The sequence below is a fragment of the Burkholderia lata genome (assembly GCF_902499025.1).
In the GTDB taxonomy this organism is placed as follows: domain Bacteria; phylum Pseudomonadota; class Gammaproteobacteria; order Burkholderiales; family Burkholderiaceae; genus Burkholderia; species Burkholderia lata_C.
Genome location: NZ_CABVPW010000029.1, coordinates 69,947 through 86,909 on the forward strand (window position 1 = coordinate 69,947; position 16,963 = coordinate 86,909).

The window sequence follows — 16,963 nt, forward strand, 5'->3', positions numbered from 1 at the left end:
AATCGTCGCGCCGGCCCGCAAGCCGGCGCGCGTTCAGAAAGGACCATCATGACCTCTTCCCCTGAAGTCAGGGATCGCCGTGCCGCGGCCGCAGCCAACCTGCGCCGGCTGCTCGAGCCGGCCAGCATCGCGTTCGTCGGCGGACGCGGCATCGCAGGCGCCGTGCAGCGCTGTCGCGACTACGGCTATGCCGGCGACATCTGGCTCGTCAATCCGAACCACGCCGAGATCGACGGCGTGCGCTGCCATGTGAGCGTCGCCGACCTGCCCGCCGCGCCCGATGCGGTGTTCGTCGCGGTCCCCGCGCGGCAGGCGATCGACGTCGTGCGCGCGCTCGCCGAGCGCGGTGCCGGCGGCGCGATCGTGTATGCGTCGGGTTTCTCCGAAACGGGTGCCGACGGCGCCGGATTGCAGCAGGCACTCGTCGACGCGGCCGGCGACATGGCCGTGCTCGGTCCCAACTGCTACGGGCTGATCAACGGCCTGAACGGCAGCGCGCTGTGGCCGGTCGCACACGGCGCGCCGCGCGTCGAATCGGGTGTCGCGGTGATCACGCAAAGCGGCAACCTCGCGTACAACCTGTCGATGAGCGCACGCTCGGTGCCGTTCGCGTACCTGGCGAGCGTCGGCAACCAGGCGTCGGTCGACATCGCGCGCCTCGTCGACGCGTTCGTCGACGATCCGCGCATCCGCGCGATCGGCGTGCATCTCGAAGGACTGAAGGACGTGCGCGCTTTCAGCGAGGCCGCCGCCCACGCGCTCGCGCGCGGCGTGCCGATCGTCGCACTGAAGAGCGGAACGTCGGCGCTCGGCGCGCAGCTCGCGATCAGCCACACGAGCTCGCTCGCGGGCTCGGACGCGCTGTACGACGCACTGTTCCGGCGGCTCGGCGTAATCCGCGCGAAGGACCCGGTCGGCCTCGTCGAAACGCTGAAGCTGCTCGCGATCGCCGGTGTGCCCGAACGCCGCACGCTCGCCGCGCTGGCGACGTCCGGCGGCGATGCGGGACTCGTCGCGGATCTCGGCGACGCGCGCGGCATCGCGTTCCCGCCGGTCGGCGACGGTGGGCGCCACGCGCTCGGCAACGTGCTGCCCGCGTACGCGACGATCGCGAACCCGCTCGACTTCACGACGACACCGTGGGGCGATCCCGACAAGATGCGCGCGTGCTGCGACGCGCTGCTCGCCGACCGCCCCGGCGCGGCCGCGATGATTCTCGACTATCCGCAGGACGCGACCGGCGAGCGACCGCTGTGCGACATCGCGGCGAACGCGTTCGCGGCATCCGCGCGCCAGCACGGCGTGGTCGGCGCGGTGATCTCGGTGTTTCCGGACCTCACACCGCCCGATCACGCGGCACGCATGGCCGCAGCCGGCATCGCGCCGCTGCAGGGGCTCGCCGACGGGATCGACGCGATCGGCGCGGCAATGACCTACGGCGACACGCGCCGCCGCGTGCTCGACGCCGATGCGCTGAACGCGCTGCCGGTGCTGCGGGCCGGCAACGGCGGCGGCAGCGGCGACGCCACGACGCTGCACGACGAATGGGCGAGCAAGCGGATGCTGGCCGCGCACGGGCTCGACGTGCCGTCGTCGGAATGCGTCGCGCCCGCCGATGCGCCGGCCGCCGCGCAGCGGCTCGGGTTTCCGGTCTGCGTGAAAGTGGTCAGCGATCGCCTGCCGCACAAGACCGAGGCCGGCGCGGTCGCGCTGAAGCTCGCGTCGCCCGAAGCCGTCGCCGCCGCAGTCGAGCGGATGACCGAACAGGTCGCGCACTACGCGCCGGACGTGCACGTCGAGCGCATCCTCGTCGAGAAGATGGCCGACGCGCCGCTGCTCGAACTGATCGTCGGCGTGAAGCGCGAGCCGAACTTCGGCCTCGCGCTCGTGCTCGGCACCGGCGGCGTGCTGGTCGAGCTGATCCGCGACACCGCGACGCTACTGTTGCCGGTGCGCGAAAGCGACGTGCGCGACGCCTTGCTCGGGCTGAAGCTCGGCCCGCTGCTGACCGGCTATCGCGGACGGCCGAAGGCCGATCTCGATGCGGTGGTGGCGAACGTGATGGCGATTGCGCGCTTCGCGCAGGCGCACGCCGACACGCTCGTCGAACTCGACGTCAATCCGTTGCTGGTGATGGAGCGCGGCGCGGTGGCCGTCGATGCGCTGGTGAGGCTCGACGCGTGACACCCGTCGGCCCGCTCATGCGTCGCGCGAGCGGGCCGGCGGCAACCGTGGGCACGTTGCTTCGCCGCAGCGCGTTCAATGACGCTCGCCGATCGGGCCGCCCGCGCTCATGCAATCGTCGCCGGGCGCATCGCGCAGCGCGACGACGACGTCACCGTTCGACGCAGGCACGGACCGGATCGACGGGGCCGGCCCTGCCCGGCCCGTGCGGGAAAAACGATCAGAAGTTGTGCCGCATGCCGATGCGCGCGGCGGCCTGCGTGCGGCTCGTCGACGGCGTGAAGCTGTAGCCGATCACCGCATCGACGCCGTTCGACGCGCGCATCCAGTCGACGGCCGCATAGACGTCGGTGCGCTTGGACAGCGCGTAATGCGTGCCGAGCGCGACTTCGTGCCAGTGATGGCCTTCGAACGTCGTGTACTGGTAGCCCGCGACGAGCGACAGCGGCGCGGTGGCCTGGTACACGCCACCCGCCTCGTACACGCGCATCGTCGACGATTGCCCGTAGCCCTTGAACGTCGTGTTGCTGAAATCCGCGTTGAGCGTCAGCTTGCCGAGCGTGTACGACGCGCCGATTCCGAAGATCGACTGCGAGTCGATCGAGAACGGCGTCGAATCGTGCAGGTCGGTGACGGCGCCCGTCGCCGGATCGACGGTCGCGACCGTCTGTCCGAGCATCGTCCTCACGCCCATCTGCGCATACGGATCGAGCGCCGCGAGCCGGCGCGGCGAATTGAGCCGCGTGTAGTTGCCGCCTGCCGAGAAATCGCCGTGCGTGTAGCTCGCGCCCAGGCTCCACGCACTGCCGTCGTGGAAGCTGCCCGCATCGTTGCTGAACGAATACATGCCGCCGACCACGAGCCCGTGAAAGGCGTTGCTGACGAACTTCACCGCATTCTGCAGCCGGTCGCCGCTCTGGCGGTCGAAGTCGCCGAGGTGCACGCCGTAGCCGCTGCCGAACGCGCTGACGTTGTAGTTCGCGGTGAAATCGAATGCGAAATCGTACTGGTTGCCGAACGTCAGCGTGCCCCAGTCGTTGCCGAGCCCCACGTAAGCCTGGCGCCCGAACATCGCGCCGCCCTGGTTCAGCTTGCCGGTGCCGAGCCGGAAGCCGTTCTCGAGCTTGAACACGGCCTTGTTGCCGCCGCCGAGATCCTCGGTGCCCATCAGGCCGACGCGGTTGCCGTACGACACGCCGTCGTCGAACAGGTACGCATGCCCGCCACCCGTATTGTTCACGTAGGTGATGCCGCCGTCGATGATCCCGTACAGCGATACGCTGCTCTGGGCGTGTGCATAGCCGTGGACCATCACCGACATCATGCCGGCCAGCAGGAAGCGCTTCTTCATTTTCGGTGTCTCCGGTTTCCGCGCGAGGCGGATCGATTTTTCGTTGTGCGTATCGTGCAGATGCGCCGCCCGCCCTGCTTCGCTTCGGCATCGCGGCGCTGGCGAGTATAGGTTTCGTTGAATGAATGTTCAATCCATGGAGGGGCGAATCGGCACCGGTGTTTACACGCATCGGCGATATCTTTATTGAAAAAACGTTCAACCCGTCATAACATCGACCGGCAGCCCCCGCGGACGACGTGCGGGCCCGTTCCGAACCTCGGAGTGCACTGGATGACGACCACCCTCAGCCCCGCCGCCGAGCCGCGCCTGCGCTCGGCCTACGAAGGACAGAAGTCGCGCCCGTACGACCCGGCCGCGCCGATCGCGACACCGCTCGAACTGCATCGCTGCACCGTGCAGCCCGAGTGGGTCGACTACAACGGCCACATGAGCGAATCGTGCTATCTGCTCGTGTTCGGCGACAGTAGCGATGCGTTCTTCCGCTACTTCGGCATCGACGACGACTATCGCGAGGCCGGCTGCTCGATCTACTCGGCGGAAACGCACATCCGCCACCTGCGCGAAGCGATGCTCGGCGAACCGCTCAGGCTCACGGTGCGGCTGCTCGACCTGGACGACCGGCGGCTGCACGTGTTCCATTCGATGCATCATGCAACGACGGGCGCGCAGCTCGCGACCGGCGAGCAACTGCTGACCCACGTCGACATGCGCGCGAAGCGCTCCGCGCCGTTCCCTGCCGCGATGCGCCGGCATCTCGACGCGATTCACGCCGAACATGCGCGCGCGCCGCACGAGCCGCATGCGGGCCGCGCGATCGCGATCCGCCGCCCCACGCCCGCTTCACGCTGATCTCGCCGACCCACGACGGAGTGTTCCCATGCAGACGAACGACGCCTGGCGCACGCGCGCCGGCCAGCTCGACATCGATTCCCGCGCATTCGTGGACGGCACGTTCCGCGACGCGCACGACGGCGCCACCTTCACGTGCACGAGCCCGATCGACGGCCGCACGCTCGCGCAGGTCGCGCATTGCCGGCAGGCCGACGCCGACCTCGCGGTCGCGGCCGCGCGGCGCGCGTTCGAAAACGGTGCGTGGCGCGACGCGTCGCCGCGCGAACGCAAGCGCGTGCTGCTGCGCTGGGCCGCGCTGATCCGCGCGCACGCGGACGATCTCGCGCTGCTCGAAACGCTCGACACCGGCAAGCCGATCGGCGACACGACCGCGATCGACATCCCGTCCACCGCGTACTGCGCCGAGTGGTTCGCCGAAGCGATCGACAAGACGGGCGGCGAAGTCGCGCCGGCCGACGCGCATCTCGTCGGGCTCGTCACGCGCGAGCCGATCGGCGTGGTCGCGGCGGTCGTGCCGTGGAATTTCCCGGCGATGATCGCGATGTGGAAGTGCGCGCCGGCGCTCGCGGCCGGCAACAGCGTCGTGCTGAAACCGTCGGAGAAGTCGCCGCTCAGTGCGCTGCGGCTCGCCGCGCTGGCCACGCAAGCCGGGCTGCCGGCCGGTGTGCTGAACGTGCTGCCGGGCTTCGGCGACGCGGGCGAAGCGCTCGCGCGGCATCCGGACGTCGACTGCATCGCGTTTACCGGCTCGACCGCGGTTGGCCACAAGGTCGCGCGCTGCGCGGCCGATTCGAACCTGAAGCGCGTGTGGCTCGAGCTCGGCGGCAAGTCACCGCAGATCGTGCTGCCCGACTGCCCGGATCTGGAACGCGCGGCGCGCACCGTCGCGCATGCGGTGTTCTACAACACCGGGCAGATGTGTACGGCAGGCTCCCGTTTGCTCGTCCATCGTGCGATCCGTGACGAACTCGTCGCGCGCGTGCTCGCGATCGCGCCCGAGTACGCGCCCGGCGATCCGCTGTCGCCCACTACGCGCATGGGCAGCCTGATCGATGCCGCGCAGGTCGAGCGCGTGCTCGGCTACGTCGATGCGGGCCGCGACGAAGCGACGTTGCTCGCGGGCGGCAAGCGCGCGCGCACCGGGAGCGGCGGGCAGTACGTCGAACCGACCGTGTTCGACTGTCCACGTGCCGATGCGCGGATCGTGCGCGAGGAGATTTTCGGACCGGTGCTGGCGGTCACGGCGTTCGACGATCTCGATACGGCCATCGCGCACGCGAACGACACGCGCTACGGGCTCGCGGCATCGGTGTGGACGGCCAACCTGACGACCGCGCACGAAACCGCGCGCCGGTTGCGGGCCGGCACGGTGTGGGTGAACGGCTACGAGGAAACCGACGACATGAACTTCCCGTTCGGCGGCTTCAAGGAATCGGGCAACGGGCGCGACAACTCGCTGCACGCGCTGGAGAAATATACGGAGTTGAAGTCGACGGTGATTCGGTTGCGGTGAGGTCCGGGCGGCGCCCGCAGGACGAACCCGCTCCCGTTACCGCATGACCGCCAGGCGATCAGTTTTCACGCGGCTCGGCAAGCCAATCCTCGACCTGTAGCTCCGGGACTCGTGAAAACTCGCGCATGTTATGCGTGACAAGCACCAGACGCCGGGCGCGCGCCTGCCCTGCGATCAGCGCATCGTACGGACCGATCGGGGTTCCAGCCGCGGTCAGTTGCGCACGAATCGCTCCGGCGTGCTGGGCATCTTCCGCATCGAACGACACCACCTCGAACTGAAGTGCCTCGACGCGTGCCACGTTCGCTGCCGCTCTCTGGCTCTTGTATGCGCCGTAATAGAGCTCATGCGCGACGATCGCCGGCATGCCGAAATCTGCCGGTTGATACGTGCGCAGCCGAGCCAGCATGGCCGGCTCGCCTTTCATGATGGCGATTACCGCATTGGTATCCAGCAGAAATTTCATTCAAATACGTCCAGACCCGGGCGCTCCTGAGCGGCAGGCTCGGTCGTTGCGGCAGCCTCGAAATCGGCGTCGACCGGGCCGATCAGCGGCGTGAGCCACGCCCAGTCTTGCGGCACCGGTTCGAGAATGACGGATGACCCGTGGCGACGAATCCGTACCTCGGTCGTTTCGAAGCGGAAATCCTTCGGCAGACGGACAGCCTGCGATCCGCCATGCTTGAAAATCTTGGCAGTATCCATCCCCACCCCCACCATGTATCTACAAAATGTATCTATTTTAGCAACGATGCGTCCCGTTGACGAGTCATCCGATCGGCATATGGACAACAACCGGCCGGGTGCCGCGGAGCACCAGATTCATTCTCGCCAGGAAACAATCAATCGCCATCCGGCGATTCACCTCCCCGCCAGCACGCTCTAGACTGTCGCATCGCTCCCCTTTCCGGACCCACGCAATGACCGACGTCCTGCCGCTGACCACCGATCCCGAGTCGGGCCTCCAGTACCGGCTGCGCCCGGCCACCGGCCGCCCCGTTGCCCGCCTGTTGCTGCTGCATGGCGTCGGCGGCAACGAAACCAACCTGCTGACCCTGGCCGGCGTCATCGATCCGCGCATCGAGATCGCGTTCCTGCGCGGCCCGCTCACGTTCGGGCCCAGCCAGTACGCGTGGTTTCCGGTGCGCTTCGGCCCGAACGGCCCCGAGATCGACGCGGCCCGCGCCGACGCGAGCCGCATTCAGCTGATCACGCTGCTGCGTGCCTTCCACGCCCGCGATGACGCGGATGCCGCATTGCCGACGGTGATCGCCGGCTTCAGCCAGGGCGGCATCATGAGCGCGGGCGTCGGCCTCACGTCGCCGGGCGATGTCGCCGCGTTCGCGGTGCTGTGCGGGCGCATCCTGCCCGAAATCGATCCGCTGATCGCGCCGCGCGACGCCCTTCGCCCGCTCCATGCGCTGGTCGCGCACGGCCGCTTCGACGACAAGCTGCCCGTCGCGTGGGCCGACACCGCCGACGCGAAACTCACGGCGCTCGGCGTCGCGCACGATACGCGGCTGTACGCGGCCGGCCACGAACTGACCGCCGAGATGGCCCGCGATTTCGGCCGATGGGTCGGCGAGCGTGCCGGGTTGAACTGACTGTAACGGCGCGCCGGGGCGCTGGCTGTGAGCGAGCCGGCGCGCCCGGCGCGTACCGCTTTCAGGCGCCCCGCGCCGGATCGGCGACGGCGCGTGTGGCCGCAGATGCAAGCGCATCCGCCGCCTGCTCCCGCGCGGCCCCGCGCTTCGCCAGCTTCCAGCCGACCACCAGCGCGAGCACGACGACCGGAATCGTCGCAATGGTCCACGTGCCGCCCGGATAGTCGAATGCCATCAGCACCAGCACGCCGACGAGGAAGGCCAGCGTGAGCCACGACGTGAACGGCGCGCCGGGCATCCGGAACGACACGGCCTTCAGCTCGCCGCGATCGACCGCGCGACGGAACAGGATCTGGCACATGACGATGAAGCCCCACGTCGTGATGATCCCGAGCGATGCCATGTTCAGCACGATCTCGAACGCCTGGGCCGGCACGATGTAGTTCAGCGGCACGCCGATCGCATTGATCGCGACCGTGATCAGGATCCCGCCGTACGGCACGCCACGTGCGTTCATCCGCGACACGAAGCGCGGCGCCGAACCACCCATCGCGAGCGAGCGCAGCACGCGCCCGGTCGAATACAGGCCGGAGTTCAGGCTCGACAGCGCGGCGGTCAGCACGACGACGTTCATCACGGTGCCGACGTACGGCACGCCGAGCTTGCTGAAGAACGTCACGAACGGGCTTTCGTGCGCGCTGTACGCCGTCCACGGCAGCAGCATCGTCAACAGCACGACCGAGCCGACGTAGAACAGCGCAATGCGCCACATCACGCTGTTGATGGCTTTCGGCAAGACCTTGCGCGCATCGGCGGTCTCGCCCGCCGCGACGCCGACGAGCTCGATGCTCGCGTATGCGAACACGACGCCCTGCACGATCAGCACGGCCGGCAGGATGCCGTGCGGAAAGATCCCGCCGTGATCCGCGACGAGATGCAGCCCCGGCATCTGCCCGGCGACCGGATGGCCGCTCGCGAGAAACACGGCGCCGACCGCGAGGAACACCGCGAGCGTGCCGACCTTGACGATCGAGAACCAGAACTCCATCTCGCCGAACACCTTCACGCCGATCATGTTCATCACCGACACGATCCCGAGCGCGCCGAGCGCGAACACCCACTGCGGCACGTCCGTGAACACGGCCCAGTACTTCATGTAGATCGCGACCGCGGTGATGTCGACGATGCCGGTCGTCGCCCAGTTCAGGTAGTACATCCAGCCCGCGACGAACGATGCGCGCTCGCCCATGAACTCCCGTGCGTACGACACGAAGCTGCCGCTGGTCGGCCGGTGCATCACGAGCTCGCCGAGCGCGCGCATGATCAGGAACGCGAACACGCCGCAGACGAGATACACGAGCGCAAGCGCGGGGCCCGCGTGCTGCAGGCGCCCGCCCGCACCGAGAAAGAGGCCGGTGCCGATCGCGCCGCCCATCGCAATCATCTGCACGTGCCGCGGCTTCAACTGCTTCGCGTAGCCGGCTTCGTGCGACGCGAACATCGCATCAGGGTCGGCATGACGGGCATCCGCGCCGCCGGCCGGATCGGCCGGGCGCTCGCTGTTGTGTTTCATCGTGAGTCTCCGTTGTTTCTTGATGTGTCGCGCCCCGCGCGGGGGCGCTTCTGGAATGAACGCGCGGGCAGCACCGGCGGGATGCGCCGGCGCCGCGCAGCCGGCGTCAAAGCACGCGCGGCCGGATCAATGCCTCGGGTCGCAGCGCTTCTTCGACCTGCGCATCGGTCATCCACTCGCGCTCCAGCACGACCTCGCGGATCGACTTGCCGGTCGCGTGTGCCTCGGCCGCCACGGCGGTCGCGCGCTTGTAGCCGATGTACGGGTTCAGCGCGGTCGCGAGCGCGACCGAGCGCTCCATCGTTTCGCGCAGCCGCTCAGGGTTCGCGGTGATCCCGCTCACGCACCGCTGCGCGAGCGTCGTGCAGGCCGCCGTCAGGTGGCTGAAGCTGCGGAACAGCGCGCTGGCGATCACCGGCTCGAACGCATTGAGCTGAAGCTGCCCGCCCTCGGCCGCGAAGGTCACGGTCAGGTCGTTGCCGAACACCTCGAACGCGACCTGGTTCACGACTTCCGGGATCACCGGATTCACCTTGCCGGGCATGATCGACGAGCCCGCTTGCACCGGCGGCAGGTTGATCTCGCCGAACCCCGCGCGCGGGCCGCTCGACAGCAGCCGCAGGTCGTTGCAGATCTTCGACAGCTTCACCGCGATCCGCTTGAGCACGCCCGACACCTGCACGAACGCGCCGCAATCCTGCGTCGCTTCGATCAGGTTCGGCGCGGTGCTCAGGTCGAGCCCGGTGATGCGCCGCAGCGCCGCGAGCGCCTTCTCCGCGTACTGCGGATGCGCGGTGATCCCCGTGCCGATCGCGGTCGCGCCGAGGTTGATCTCGCGAATCAGCCAGCCGGCTTCCTGCAGGCGCGCAATGTCTTCCGTCAGCATCACCGCGTAGGTCGAGAACTCCTGGCCGAGCGTCATCGGCACCGCGTCCTGCAGTTGCGTGCGGCCGAGCTTCAGCAAGCCGGCGAACGCGTCGGCCCGCTCCGCGAACGCATCGCGCAGGCGCGCCATCGCTTCGAGCAGATGCTCGACCGCGAAGCAGGTCGCGACGCGGATCGCGGTCGGATAAACGTCGTTGGTGCTCTGCGCAAGGTTCACGTGCTCGTTCGGATGCAGGTATTCGTACTGCCCGCGCGCGTACCCCATGATTTCGAGCGCGCGGTTGCAGATCACCTCGTTCGCGTTCATGTTGGTCGACGTGCCGGCCCCGCCCTGGATGATGTCGACGACGAACTGGTCGTGCAGGCGCCCTTCGCGGATCTCGACGCACGCGGCGGCGATCGCATCGCGGTACGGCTGCGGCAGCAGCCCGAGCTCGCAATTCGCGTCGGCCGCGGCCTCCTTCACGGCGGCGAGCGCCATCACGAGGTACGGCAGCGACGCAATGGTGCGGCCCGAAATGTCGAAATTCTCCTTCGCGCGCAGCGTATGGACGCCGTAGTACGCCTCGTTCGGAATACTTCGTTTACCTAAAAGATCCGCTTCGACGCGGAAGCCGTTTTCTGTCATCGTGCCCTCCTGGGTGTCTCGTGCCGCTCGTCGTTCGCCGCTTCCCGACGCGACGGGTTCGCATTCTATGCCTTTGCAAAAACAAGCTCACTTCTGTATTATCGAAAGCGGTTTTGCGTGGGATGCAACAGCGAGAATCGAATGAAAAAAGGCGCGAAAGAATCCGGCATCGATCACATGGGCGCGATGCGCGCGTTCGTCAGAGTGGTCGAAACGGGAAGTTTTTCGGCGGTCGCGAAGGAGATGCACGTATCGACGTCCACCGTCGCGCGCAAGGTCACGGCGATCGAGGAGGCGCTTGGTGTCGCGCTGCTGCACCGCTCGACGCACAGCGTGACGCTCACCGAAGCCGGTCATATCTACCTGGAGCGCGCCGTCACGCTGATCGCCGATCTCGACGACACCTTGCGCGTCGTCGCCGAACTGAATGCGCAGCCGAGCGGCCCGCTGAAGCTCACCGCGCCGGTGGCCTTCGGCCGCCGCCATCTCGCGCCGCTGGTCGCACCGTTCCTCGCGCGCTACCCGACGATCCAGCTCGACGTGCGGCTCACCGACAACCACAACGACCTCGTGGCCGGCGGCTTCGATCTCGACATTCACGAAGGCGAGAACTACCTGGACAACCTCGTCGTCCACCGCCTGTCGCGCAACGACAGCGTCCTGTGCGCGACGCCCGGCTATCTCGACCGCTGCGGGCGCCCGTCCACGCCGGACGACCTCAAGCAACACAACTGCCTGCGCTACGTGCATCCGGAAGGCGATCCGCGCTGGGATCTCGTGAACGGCGACGCGCATCACAGCCTGCTGCCGGCCGGCAACCTCGTCACCGACCATTCGGAGCTGCTGCTCGAAGCGACCTGCGCGGGGCTCGGCATCGCGGAGTTCGAGATCTGGCTGGTGCGCGACCTGCTCGCGAGCGGCCGGCTCGAAGCCGTGCTGCCGCGCTACCGGCTGCAGAACCGGCTGACGGGCGAATACATCTACATCGCGTATCTGGCGAACCGGCGCAGCTCGGCAAAGCTGCGCGTGCTGAAGGACTTTCTCGCGGAACACCTCGCGCATATCGGCGAGCTGTCGGAGCGGGAGCTGATGAAGATTCGCGGCGCGTAGCGCACGCGCTCGCATTCAGGTTCGCACTGGCCGCACTGGCCAGCAGGCACGCTCGCGCCGCTTCACACGGCCCGGGTCGCGGGCCGACGGCGTCAACGCATCCGCACCGTTCAGGCTGGCTGCAACTCGAACGGGAACGTGGCGTGCCCGATCTCGACACCCTGCGTGTTGAGCATCCGCGGCCGATGGAAGCCGGCCAGTGGCGCGCGTTGCGCGGCCGTGCCGATCTGCAGCCGCTCGAGGAGTTCGCTGACGACCATGTACAGCACGTCGAGATTGCCGTCCTCGATCTTCACCGAGATGCCGAGCGCGCCGTCGGCGCCCAGCGCCCGCGTGCGCGCCGACGCCCGCACGCCGATCCCGTAGCACGCATCGGCGCCGAGCTTGCCGACCACCTGCCCGTCGAACGCGTTCATCAGCACCGTGCAATAACGCCCGTCGCCGGCCACCAGTTCCGGATAAGCGGTCATCGCATGATGAATGCGCGCCAGCGCCCGCACGCGATCGGTGATTGCGCCACCGCCCGCTTCCACCGTATCCGCACCGTCGGCCAGCGATGCGTAGAGACGCGCGAGCCGATCCAGCGAAAACGCCGGCGTCGGCAGGTTGCATCCGTCGATCGCCCAGCCCACTTCGTCATCGCGCAGCCCGCACGCATCGGCCACCACATGCTTCACGCGCACCTGCATCGGATGCTCGGGCAGATGGTAATCGGCGATCGCGGCGCCGATCGCCCGCGCGCCGGCCAGCATCCCGACATGCTTGCCCGAACAGTTGCTGCACACGCCGGTCGGCGTGTAGTCGCGCTTGATCCACGACCGGTACACCGCATCGGACAACGGCGGATGGCCGCCGCAACGCAAGTCCGATTCGTGCGCCGCGACCTTGGCGAGCATCGCGCGCGTGCGTTCGATATGCCGGTCCTCGCTGCTGTGCGACGCGCACATCAGCGCGATGTCCGCATCGTCGAAGCCGAAGCGGTCGGGCGCGCCCGTCTCGATCACCGACAGCGCCTGGGCCGGCTTGGCCGCCGATCGCGCAAGCGTCGTCCGGAACGGATCGCCGAACCGGGCCAGCAGCCGGCCGCGTGCATCGACCACCGCCACATGGGCGACGTGCGTGTTCTCGATCGCATCGCCGCGGTACGTGACGACTGCTGCGCGTTGGGTGTCCATCGTGTGTTGTCTCCTTGCTCGGGGCCTGCTTGCCGGGGCCCGTCCAACCGGTACGGCAGTGTATCGAGTCAATGCCGCCGCGCGCCGGCCGGGCGATGGAAAGCGGTGTTGCACGCGACGCAAAGGCGATCCCGCCCCCACGAAAGCCTGACCGAATGAGTACAAAAACCATTCGATCGTTTACAGAATTGGTACCAATCCGTACAATTGCGACCGCAAACGCGAATCATACGCATTTACATTGACGTTTTCCGATGCTCCGCGCTGCCTGGCCGGCATCGAGAAAACGCACCCGCTCACCGAAACTTCTGCTGCCTCTCGATATGCCCGCCCAGTTCAAGACGAGGCCTCGCGCCCTCGTATCGGCGCTGACCTGCTCCGTTTTCCTGACACCGCTGCTCGCCTCCGCCGAAACCGCCCCTGCTGCTGCCGCCGACCGGCCCGCCCCGTCCGCCGACGTGCAGGGGACGCTGCCGACGATCAACGTCAAGTCGACCGCGCCGTCGGACATGCAGGTGAAGCGTTCGCCGTCGTACAAGTTCACCGCGCCGCTGCTCGATACGCCGCGCTCGGTCACTGTGATCCCCGAGCAGCTGATCAAGGAAAAGAACGTCACGTCGTTCGCGGACGCGCTGCGCACGGTGCCGGGCATCACGTTCCTCGGCGGCGATGCGGCCGCGAACCCGTCGGCCGACCGCCCGGTGATCCGCGGCTTCGAATCGCGCAACTCGATCTTCGTCGACGGGATGCGCGACTCGGGGCTGCAGAACCGCGAAACGTTCGCGGTCGAGCAGATCAGCGTGATCAAGGGCCCCGACTCGGTCTATGCGGGCCGCGGCTCGGTGGGCGGCAGTATCGACATCGTCACGAAGACGCCGAAGAACGACAACTTCATCAACAGCAGCATCGGCTTCGGCACCGACGGCTACAAGCGCGCGACGGTCGACGCGAACCACAAGATCAACGACACGACGGCCGTGCGCCTGAACGTGATGGGTCACGACGCGAACCAGGCCGGCCGCAACGACGTGTACAACAAGCGCTGGGGCGTCGCGCCGTCGATCGTGTTCGGGCTGAATACGCCGACGACGGTCACGGTCAGCTACTACCACATGAACTCCTACGACATGCCGGACTTCAGCGTGCCGTTCCGCGCGTCGGGCGGCACGCCGGTGCCGACCGATCGCGGGCAGTTCTTCGGGCTGAACACGCGCGACTACCGCTACGGGCAGACCGACACCGCCCAGGTGCGCGTCGAGCACAAGATCAACGACGACTGGAAGCTGAAGAACACGACGATGTTCGGCCGCTCGACGCTCGACTACGTCGCGACGAACCCGCAGATCCTCGCGTCGAACCCGAACATGCTGAGCCTGCAGGCGAAGAGCGGCAAGTACGCGCTCAACGGCTTCTCGAACCAGACCGAAGTGACCGGCAGCGCGAGCCTGTTCGGCATGAAGCACACGATGACGGCCGGCGTCGAGTTCAGCCATGAACAGGCCCGCTACGAGGGCTACCTCGTGTCGGATTCGGCCGGCAACAACATCCGCTCGGGCGGCCCGTGCTCGGTGGCCGGCAACTGCACGCCGCTCGCCGGCGGCTGGAACCCGAACATGCCGTGGACAGGCAGCATCGTGCTGAACGGCGACAAGGGCTTCCCCGGCCCGACGACGAACACGCGCACCGACACGGTGTCCGCGTACATCTTCGATACCGTGAAGCTGTCCGAGCGCTGGCAGTTCAACACGGGGCTGCGTTTCGACCGCTACGACACGACCGGCAAGCAGGCCGGCGTGGCCGACCTGTCGAACACGTCGAACCTGTTCAGCTACCAGTTCGGCCTCGTGTTCAAGCCGGTGAGCAACGTGAGCCTGTATGCGTCGTACGGCACGTCGTCGAACCCGCCGGGCTCGAACGGCGGCCTCGGCGGCGGCACCGACCAGATCACCGCGACGAACCAGGATCTCGCGCCGGAGCGCTCGCGCAACATCGAGATCGGCGCGAAGTGGGACGTGCTGCAGGATCAGCTGTCGCTGACGTCGGCGCTGTTCCAGACCGAGAAGACCAACGCGCGCGTGAGCGACGGCCTCGGTCACACGGTCAACGCCGGCAAGCAGCGCGTGCGCGGCGTCGAATTCGGCTTCGCGGGCAACCTGAGCCCGAAGTGGCACGTGTTCGGCGGCTACTCGTACCTGAACGCGATCACGACCGACGCGGGCCCCGGCAGCCCGGGCGCATCGGGCCTGCCGATGGTGATGGTGCCGAAGCACAACTTCACGCTGTGGACGAGCTACGACGTGATGCCGAAGCTCACGCTCGGCGCCGGTGCGACGGTGATGAGCCAGACCTATGCGTCGGTATCCGCGACGACGAAGAAATGGACGCCCGGCTACGCACGCTTCGACGCGGCTGCAACGTGGCGCGTGAACAAGACGATGGACGTGCAGCTCAACGTGCAGAACCTGTTCGACAAGAAGTATTACGCGAGCGCGTATCCGATTTACGCGACGTGGGCGCCGGGCCGTTCGGCGATGGTCACGCTCAACTTCTATCAGTAACGCCGTTGGCGGCGGGCGGGCGCGATGCGCCCTTCCCCGCCGCGCTCACCACGGCAGCGAATACGTCTTCACGTTCGTGAAGCTCTTCATCGCTTCCTGCACGCCTTCCTTGTACCCCAGCCCCGAATCCTTCATACCGCCGAACGGCGTCACTTCGAGCCGGTAGCCCGGCACTTCGCGCACGTTCACGCTACCGACTTCCAGCTCGGTGATGAAGCGCGTGATGTGGTCGAAGCGGTTCGTGCAGACCGACGACGACAGCGCATAGTCGGTGCTGTTCGACATCCGGATCGCTTCGTCGATGTCGCGGAAGCGCATGATCGGCGATACGGGGCCGAAGGTTTCATATTTCACGAGCGGCATGTCGGGCGTCACGCGATCGATCACCGTCGGCGAATACAGCGCACCGTTGCGGACGTTTCCGACCAGCAGCCGCGCACCGCGCGCGATCGCATCGTTCACCTGTTGCTCGCAGAACTTCGCGGCCGCCTCGTCGATCACCGTACCCATGTCGACCGACGGATCGGCCGGATTGCCGTATGACCACGCGCGCGTTTTCTCGACTACCAGCTCAGTGAAGCGATCGGCTACCGACTCATGCACGAGCATCCGCTTGATCGCAGTGCAACGCTGCCCCGAGTTCTTGTACGAGCCCGACACCGCGAGCGTGCTCGCTTCGTCGAGATCGGCGTCTTCCATCACGATGATCGGATCGTTGCCGCCGAGCTCGAGCACCGCTCGCCGGTAGCCCATCCGCGACGCGATCGACTTGCCGATCGATACGCCGCCGGTGAACGTGATGAGGTCGATTGCCGGGTTCGTGATCAGCTCGTCGGCGATCTCCTTCGGATCACCGGTGAGCACTTGCAGCATCTGTGGCGGCAGGCCGGCTTCGTACAGGATGTCCGCGAACAAGTAGCACGACAGCGGCACCTTCTCCGACGGCTTCACGACGATCCGGTTGTTGGTCGCGACCGACGGCACGATCTTGTGCGCGACCTGGTTCATCGGGTGGTTGAACGGCGTGATTGCCGAGATCACGCCGAGCAGCGGGTCGCGCTGCGTGTACACGCGGCGCTTCTTGCCGTGCGGTGTCAGGTCGCACGAGAAGATCTGCCCGTCGTCCTTCAGCACCTCGCCGGCACCGAACGTCAGCACGTCGGCCACGCGGCCCGCTTCGTACGTCGAATCCTTGAGGCACAGCCCGGACTCGGCCGTGATCAGCGCTGCAATCTCGGCGGTGCGCGCACGCACGATGTCGGCTGCACGGCGCAGGATCGCCGCGCGATCGTGACGCGTGAGCGTCGGCCGGTAAGCACGTGCGACCGCGAACGCGCGCCGCACGTCGTCCAGCGTCGCCTTCGGCACGGTGCCGACCAGCGCGCCGTCGTACGGATTGCGCACGTCGATGACTGCGTCGCGCCACACGCGCTGCCCGTCGATGCGCAACGCTTCGTGCCGCACGTCGGATGCGGGAATCGGCCTCAGAACCGTGCTCATGTCGTCTCCATCCTTGTGTAGCGTGAT

General features: G+C 67.4%; 13 protein-coding genes. 6 read left to right on the forward strand and 7 right to left on the reverse strand.

Features of this window, described 5'->3' with window-relative positions; translation table 11 throughout:
• Positions 1–48: 48 nt before the first annotated feature.
• A complete protein-coding gene (locus BDI24065_RS26825) occupies positions 49–2,184 on the forward strand; it encodes an acetate--CoA ligase family protein (RefSeq protein WP_175033814.1) in 2,136 nt (711 codons plus the stop codon).
• 220 nt (positions 2,185–2,404) lie between these two features.
• Here BDI24065_RS26825 and BDI24065_RS26830 read toward each other — a convergent pair whose 3' ends face one another.
• Positions 2,405–3,535 carry a porin gene (locus BDI24065_RS26830; protein ID WP_175033815.1) on the reverse strand — a complete coding sequence of 377 codons (1,131 nt, stop codon included), beginning with the start codon at positions 3,533–3,535 and terminating at the stop codon, positions 2,405–2,407.
• A gap of 273 nt (positions 3,536–3,808) precedes the next feature.
• Between BDI24065_RS26830 and BDI24065_RS26835 the strand changes: the two genes are divergently transcribed.
• Positions 3,809–4,387, forward strand: coding sequence for a thioesterase family protein (locus tag BDI24065_RS26835; RefSeq protein ID WP_122949355.1), 579 nt, complete (start codon positions 3,809–3,811; stop codon positions 4,385–4,387).
• 28 nt (positions 4,388–4,415) lie between these two features.
• Positions 4,416–5,903: an aldehyde dehydrogenase gene (locus BDI24065_RS26840; RefSeq protein ID WP_175033816.1), complete on the forward strand. Its 1,488-nt coding sequence runs from the start codon at positions 4,416–4,418 to the stop codon at positions 5,901–5,903.
• Positions 5,904–5,961: 58 nt separating this feature from the next.
• Here BDI24065_RS26840 and BDI24065_RS26845 read toward each other — a convergent pair whose 3' ends face one another.
• Together BDI24065_RS26845 and BDI24065_RS26850 are read right to left on the reverse strand one after the other, a co-directional pair.
• A complete protein-coding gene (locus tag BDI24065_RS26845; protein ID WP_122949353.1) occupies positions 5,962–6,369 on the reverse strand; it encodes a type II toxin-antitoxin system VapC family toxin in 408 nt (135 codons plus the stop codon).
• Positions 6,366–6,608, reverse strand: a complete 243-nt coding sequence (locus BDI24065_RS26850; protein ID WP_043179333.1) for an antitoxin — start codon at positions 6,606–6,608, stop codon at positions 6,366–6,368. Before BDI24065_RS26850 ends, BDI24065_RS26845 begins: the two co-directional genes overlap by 4 nt.
• Before the next feature lie 215 nt (positions 6,609–6,823).
• Between BDI24065_RS26850 and BDI24065_RS26855 the strand changes: the two genes are divergently transcribed.
• Positions 6,824–7,507, forward strand: coding sequence for an alpha/beta hydrolase (locus BDI24065_RS26855; protein ID WP_175033817.1), 684 nt, complete (start codon positions 6,824–6,826; stop codon positions 7,505–7,507).
• A gap of 61 nt (positions 7,508–7,568) precedes the next feature.
• Here the strand turns inward: BDI24065_RS26855 and BDI24065_RS26860 are convergent, their stop codons facing one another.
• Together BDI24065_RS26860 and BDI24065_RS26865 are read right to left on the reverse strand one after the other, a co-directional pair.
• A complete protein-coding gene (locus BDI24065_RS26860) occupies positions 7,569–9,080 on the reverse strand; it encodes an amino acid permease (protein ID WP_175033818.1) in 1,512 nt (503 codons plus the stop codon).
• 106 nt (positions 9,081–9,186) lie between these two features.
• A complete protein-coding gene (locus BDI24065_RS26865; RefSeq protein WP_175033819.1) occupies positions 9,187–10,593 on the reverse strand; it encodes an aspartate ammonia-lyase in 1,407 nt (468 codons plus the stop codon).
• A gap of 141 nt (positions 10,594–10,734) precedes the next feature.
• Between BDI24065_RS26865 and BDI24065_RS26870 the strand changes: the two genes are divergently transcribed.
• Positions 10,735–11,703, forward strand: a complete 969-nt coding sequence (locus BDI24065_RS26870; protein WP_175033820.1) for a LysR family transcriptional regulator — start codon at positions 10,735–10,737, stop codon at positions 11,701–11,703.
• Between the two features lie 110 nt (positions 11,704–11,813).
• Here BDI24065_RS26870 and BDI24065_RS26875 read toward each other — a convergent pair whose 3' ends face one another.
• Positions 11,814–12,878: an asparaginase gene (locus tag BDI24065_RS26875; protein WP_175033821.1), complete on the reverse strand. Its 1,065-nt coding sequence runs from the start codon at positions 12,876–12,878 to the stop codon at positions 11,814–11,816.
• Positions 12,879–13,201: 323 nt separating this feature from the next.
• Between BDI24065_RS26875 and BDI24065_RS26880 the strand changes: the two genes are divergently transcribed.
• A complete protein-coding gene (locus BDI24065_RS26880) occupies positions 13,202–15,436 on the forward strand; it encodes a TonB-dependent receptor (RefSeq protein ID WP_175033822.1) in 2,235 nt (744 codons plus the stop codon).
• 45 nt (positions 15,437–15,481) lie between these two features.
• Here BDI24065_RS26880 and phnY read toward each other — a convergent pair whose 3' ends face one another.
• Positions 15,482–16,936 carry a phosphonoacetaldehyde dehydrogenase gene (phnY, locus tag BDI24065_RS26885; RefSeq protein WP_175033823.1) on the reverse strand — a complete coding sequence of 485 codons (1,455 nt, stop codon included), beginning with the start codon at positions 16,934–16,936 and terminating at the stop codon, positions 15,482–15,484.
• Between the last annotated feature and the right edge of the window lie 27 nt (positions 16,937–16,963).